Consider the following 2,494-nt stretch of genomic DNA (forward strand, 5'->3'; position numbering starts at 1 on the left):
CGCACCGGCCGCGGATTCCGCAACGCGGAGAACTACCGGACGCGTATCCTGCTCACCAGCGCCGCGAGAACCGTAGCGTGAATACCCGCCACAGCAGGGTCATTCACCACGAACCGCGAAGAGCCGCCAATGGCCTCGACAAAGGCGGTCGCCAATGCCATTGCCGGCGTCACGCCATGCTTTCGCGCGATATGTTCCAACCGTTCGCGTTCAACCGGGTTCAACCAGTGGTGCAGCCGCTGCACGCGCGTCGGCGTCCGCCCGGGTGTCTGCCTCAGACGCGGCAGGTCAGGAGCACCAGGCAGTGTGGGCAACCGTGCCTGCCACCAGTCGCGAGCCTCGGCATACTCCCGCGTGTGAGTCTCGGACTGTTCCGCCTGACGGCGGTCGGCAAGATACTGAGGGAAGCTGTACGTCAGGCTCGGCAGTACGGAGTCCGGGTCGTGATAGTAGGTAGCGAGATCGGCCATGAGGACCCTGAAGCTGGCTGCATCGGCGGCAATCATGTCGAGATTGACGTGCAATCGCGTTCTGCTCTCACTCACCAGCGACACCGCGACATCGAATACTTGTCCGGACGCGATATCGAGTTGTCGATGTGAGGCCTCGTGACGAACACGTTCCAACGCGGCAGCCTGCTCCGCGTCATCGAGGTCACGCAGATCATGAATGGTGAGGCCCGGCCACGCCGGCTGCGGGAGAATACGCTGCCGCCCGTCGTCGCCGATCGCGACTCGGAGCATCCCATGGCGTTCTAAGAGCAGCCGCACGGCTCTGTCGAGTCGGTCCGTATCGATGCAGGGGCCATCGAACTCGTTGTACAGATGCGTTGCCACACCTCCGAACTCCATGTCCGCGTCTCGTCCGGCCCAATATGCATGCTGCATGAGCGCCAGGTCGAACGGCTCGCCAGGACTCACCGGTGGTGCCGGGTCCACAGCCTCGGGCTCGGCGCGCGGGGCATCGAGCAACTGCCGCCAGGCGCCGAAAGTCGGGCGCTCCGCGAGCTGCTCAAAGGTGGCCGATACTCCCAGTCGGCGTGCCTGGTTGATGACGGACATCATCCCGAGCGAGTCGAGGCCGAGCTTCAACGGCTCGGCATCGTCGCTGAGAGCTCTGACATCGCAGCCGAGCCGCGCGGCAATCAAGTCCGCGATGATGTCCGACGGACGCGCGTCGGCCTCAGACGATGACCCTAACGGGACAGCTCGATCAACGTTGGACGACATGGATCTCCTTGAAGTGTATGGGTGCTCAGGGCAGGCTGGTTGTGGCATAGAGCGGATACCGGTTGGCCAGTGCGGAGACGCGGCTCGCGAGGCTGGGACCGTTCTCCGCTCGGGTTAGGGCGTCGGCCAGGATCTCGGCGACCTCGGCGAAGGCGGAGTCGTCGAAACCGCGAGTCGCAAGGGCCGAAGTGGCCAGCCGAAGCCCAGAAGGTCGACGGGATGTGCGCGTCTCGTTCGGAACCGTATTGCGATTGACTGTCACGCCAATACTCTCCAGATACTGTTCTGCGTCTGCACCGTCGGTGAACTGGCCTTGTTCTATTGCTTCGGACAAATCAAGCAACACGAGATGACAGTCAGTGCCACCGGTCACCACCTGGATCCCCGATGATCTGATGTCGGGCTGACAGAGCCGCTCGGCGATGATCTTCGCGCCTTGAAGTGTTCGCCGTTGGCGCTCGACAAACCCAGGTCGGCCGGCGAGATGGAAGGTGGCAGCCTTGGCGGCGATGCTCTGATTGAGCGCTCCGCCTTGGTGCCCGGGGAAAACAGCCGCGTCGATTCGGTCGGCCAGTGAGCCCCGGCAGAGGACCAGCCCACCGCGCGCACCTCCGAGAGTCTTGTGGGTCGTGCTGGTGACGACATCGGCATACGGCACCGGCGAGGGGTACACACCGGCTGCGATCAGGCCAGCAAGGTGTGCCATATCCGCGACGAGAAAGGCGCCGACCTCGTCGGCGGTATGTCGGAACCCGGCCCAGTCAACCGTCCTCGGATAGGCTGTCCACCCTGCAACGATGACTCGCGGTCGATGCTGGCGCGCGAGACGGGCCACGGTCTCCAAGTTCACCAGCCCGGTATCGGAATCCAGGTGATATCGGACAGCTTTGTAGAAGGTTCCTGAAGCATTCATTGTCGTGCCGTGTGAGAGGTGCCCGCCGTGGGAAAGGGCCAAACCCATCACCGTGTCACCAGGTTTCATCAGGGCGCCGAACGCAGCGGCGTTCGCCTGAGCTCCAGAGTGCGGCTGCACATTTGCGTGGTCGGCCGAGAACAGCTTCCGAGCCCGATCAATCGCGAGACGTTCAATCTCATCGATATGGGCACATCCGCCATAGTAGCGACGGCCCGGATATCCGGCTCTTCCGGTTTCAGAGTGCGTAGCAGGGTCTCTGCACCCAGTGTGTCGGTGATGAATGAGAGGCGGGCCTTGGGTGATGATGGAAATTCTCCAAGATCCCTCACACCCAAGGCCCTGCCATGCA

General features: G+C 63.1%; 2 protein-coding genes. Both read right to left on the minus strand.

The annotated features are described in order from the left end of the window. Nucleotides 1–32: 32 nt before the first annotated feature. Nucleotides 33–1,229: a condensation domain-containing protein gene (locus BSP109_RS16440; protein ID WP_180959803.1), complete on the minus strand. Its 1,197-nt coding sequence runs from the start codon at nt 1,227–1,229 to the stop codon at nt 33–35. Between the two features lie 25 nt (nt 1,230–1,254). Further along, complete coding sequence (glyA, locus tag BSP109_RS16445; protein ID WP_308297927.1) at nt 1,255–2,457, minus strand: serine hydroxymethyltransferase; 1,203 nt, start codon at nt 2,455–2,457, stop codon at nt 1,255–1,257. Nucleotides 2,458–2,494: the final 37 nt, after the last annotated feature.

This window comes from Brevibacterium sp. Mu109 (genome assembly GCF_900169375.1).
In the GTDB taxonomy this organism is placed as follows: domain Bacteria; phylum Actinomycetota; class Actinomycetes; order Actinomycetales; family Brevibacteriaceae; genus Brevibacterium; species Brevibacterium yomogidense_A.

Coding starts and splice junctions, on each gene's coding strand:
- BSP109_RS16440 (WP_180959803.1), bottom strand. CDS start 1,229: ATGTCGTCCAACGTTGATCGAGCTGTCCCGTTAGGGTCATCGTCTGAG.